The sequence below is a fragment of the Enterobacter sp. 03-F-07-AD-ECC genome, assembly GCF_047530935.1.
GTDB classification, from domain to species: domain Bacteria; phylum Pseudomonadota; class Gammaproteobacteria; order Enterobacterales; family Enterobacteriaceae; genus Enterobacter; species Enterobacter cloacae.
In genome coordinates this window covers 1-1,993 of the sequence record NZ_JBLKBZ010000062.1, presented here as the reverse complement: position 1 = coordinate 1,993, position 1,993 = coordinate 1, and the positions used below count along the sequence as shown (strand labels likewise).

The 1,993-nt window shown below is 40.7% G+C and carries 4 protein-coding genes; all 4 read right to left on the bottom strand.

Annotated elements, in window-relative coordinates:
• Positions 1-137 precede the first annotated feature (137 nt).
• The 4 genes from ACMWKA_RS25620 to ACMWKA_RS25605 all read right to left on the bottom strand — a co-directional run bounded on the left by ACMWKA_RS25620 (position 138) and on the right by ACMWKA_RS25605 (position 1,771).
• The gene (locus ACMWKA_RS25620) at positions 138-542 is read right to left on the bottom strand and encodes an H-NS family nucleoid-associated regulatory protein (RefSeq protein WP_001287391.1); all 405 of its coding nucleotides are present in this window, start codon (positions 540-542) and stop codon (positions 138-140) included.
• A 177-nt stretch (positions 543-719) separates the two neighbouring features.
• A complete protein-coding gene (locus ACMWKA_RS25615) occupies positions 720-1,013 on the bottom strand; it encodes a hypothetical protein (protein ID WP_001100635.1) in 294 nt (97 codons plus the stop codon).
• Positions 1,014-1,038: 25 nt separating this feature from the next.
• Positions 1,039-1,344, bottom strand: coding sequence for a hypothetical protein (locus ACMWKA_RS25610; protein ID WP_223152485.1), 306 nt, complete (start codon positions 1,342-1,344; stop codon positions 1,039-1,041).
• Complete coding sequence (locus ACMWKA_RS25605; protein ID WP_000916941.1) at positions 1,316-1,771, bottom strand: hypothetical protein; 456 nt, start codon at positions 1,769-1,771, stop codon at positions 1,316-1,318. The genes ACMWKA_RS25610 and ACMWKA_RS25605 overlap by 29 nt, the downstream gene beginning before the upstream one ends.
• Positions 1,772-1,993 lie beyond the last annotated feature (222 nt).

Below are 1,993 nucleotides of genomic sequence, written 5' to 3'. Positions count from 1 at the left end.
CAATCATTCGGACTCCAACGACTAGTCTAAAAACTAGTATTAAGACTATCACTAACTTAAGTGATACCAACTGTCTGGAGATTCAGGGGGCCAGTCTAGGCCACCGAAGTGGCCTCTATCAAAACTGGTGGCAAAAGTTAGATCAGGAAATCATCAAGACTTTTACCGGCTGCAATTTGTTCTGCCAGAGCTTTGGGGGTACGGCCCTGTCCAGTCCACGTTTTTGTTTCGCCATTTTCATCAGTAAATGAGTATTTGGCCGGGCGTGGTTCACGGCTTTTCTTGGTAGCCGTAGATTTGGCCTGGAATGAGCCAAGCAGCTCTTCCGGGTTGATACCATCTTCTTCCATTAACTTACGCAGGGCGTCAAGTTTCTCCTGACGAGCTTGCAGTTCGGCAGCTTTGGATGATTCTTCCTGACGACGCTCATCAACAATGACATTAAGCTTTTCGAGGATTTCCTCAAGTACTTCTAAAGGCAGCTCGCGGCCCTGGGCGCGAAGAGTACGAATATTGTTTAACGATTTGAGTGCTTCAGACATACGACCTCACTTTCTAATTCTTTGATAAGGATTTACTTAATCATAATACACTCTATAAGGAAAAAGATGCCAGCTTTATGTCTTCAGGTACAAAGATATCTTGCTAAGAATACTCCTTATCTTCCTTGTGCAGACTGTTTCGTGCTTTCGATGTTGTTCATGAGTCTTAAAATCTGCTCACTGTTTAGGGTACTCATGCTGTAAATCATCAAGAAGGAAGCGCAGAACAACATAAGCAATCGGAAAAGGAAACCATGCCAGTGACAGGCCATATATGGCGGAGATAAACATAGGGTAATTTAACTCACTTACAAAATTCGCTTCATTGTATTGTTGAATCGAAATGGCAGAAGCAAAAATTATAATTAAAGTAAGAAAAATCCACTCTAGCCATCTCTTTTTATAACAAGCATAAGCGAAAGCTGTAGGGTAAAAAATAAAGCAAAAAATTCCAGCTGCAATTACGTTCATAAAAGTAACTTTCCTGATAGCGCAGTTATTTTTCGAATGCAGCATCATGAACAACTGCCATAACATTGATGATTGGCTTTCTTTTTCTGAAGAACCTTCCGCGCGGCAAAGTTTCTCCCGCTTTGAGACGATAAAGCCAGAAAACATAAGCCGGAGGAACATTGCTGTCAAAAATATCTGAACAAGTTTGAACTGTGATGCCTACTGTATTGTCTTTCCTCATCTCTTTAAAAGTGCCTTGCAATGCAGCGGATAACGTCATTTTTAAGAAACCTTTTTCTGTTTGAACGGATAGACTTGACTTAGCTGGCTTGACTGTAATGTTTGCCACTAAAGATCCCTCGTTCTGAGGATGCAGGCACTACAAAGTTACCGTCAGGTCTAATCATACGAGTTTGGATGAAATTTTTGCCGGATTTGGTTTTTTCAACCTGGTGCTCGATCTTCCATTCTTCTTTGACGGGACCGGATGACAAATGAACTAGAACCGGTACTTTTTTACGTGTTCTATCCAGAACAATACAATTTGATTTATCCGTATCAACGCTTCCCTGAAGAGTATTCAAAGAGCAATTATCATATCCCTCAACCGGAACTGCATTACCTTGGATATCAATTTTGAATCCTCCAGCTATTACAATTTCGGGTGCATTATCATTTAAAGTCTCGTCATAGGCAGCATCAACTACATCGCAAGCAGTAAGAGTAAGTGACGATGCCACAGCAAGACACAATAAAGAAAATCTGTTTTTGAGCATATTTGAGACCTTTTATAAAAATAAAATAACAGGAGAATTGTATCATTAACAGTCTAGTTCTAACGACTACCACTTTTAAGTATGTATTGAGCCAGTTTTATATTCAGGCACACCATATTGCACTCTAGGGAAGGTGCGAATAAGCAGGTCATTTCTTCCCAAGCTGACTCGCTGATTAAAATTTCGCGGATCTGGGCCGATTTTTTTCCCGCAAACACATCG

Coding starts and splice junctions, on each gene's coding strand:
- ACMWKA_RS25620 (WP_001287391.1), bottom strand. CDS start 542: ATGTCTGAAGCACTCAAATCGTTAAACAATATTCGTACTCTTCGCGCC.
- ACMWKA_RS25615 (WP_001100635.1), bottom strand. CDS start 1,013: ATGAACGTAATTGCAGCTGGAATTTTTTGCTTTATTTTTTACCCTACA.
- ACMWKA_RS25605 (WP_000916941.1), bottom strand. CDS start 1,771: ATGCTCAAAAACAGATTTTCTTTATTGTGTCTTGCTGTGGCATCGTCA.